This window comes from Phormidium sp. CCY1219 (assembly GCF_055795085.1).
The window spans coordinates 1-224 of sequence record NZ_JAYFEQ010000852.1 but is presented as its reverse complement, the minus strand read 5'-3'; the positions used below and the strand labels follow the sequence as shown (position 1 = coordinate 224).

1 rRNA gene is annotated in these 224 nt (G+C 51.3%); it reads left to right on the top strand.

The window, feature by feature from the left end:
* Window positions 1-137: 137 nt before the first annotated feature.
* Window positions 138-224, top strand: a 5S ribosomal RNA gene (gene rrf, locus AC0QH1_RS27130); the annotation flags it as partial.

Below are 224 nucleotides of genomic sequence, written 5' to 3'. Positions count from 1 at the left end.
CCGTTGATAGGCGTCGTGGTGGAAGTGCAGTAATGTATGTAGCCCAGACGTACTAACAGACCGAGCGCTTGACCTCATAACTCAATTTAACTCAATTTCTATGCAGTCTTGAGGGTTCTTTAACCTTCTCGATTTTTCCGGGTGCCAATGGCGTTGTGGAACCACTCCGACCCATCCCGAACTCGGCTGTGAAACGCGACTGCGGCGACGATACTTGGAGGGTG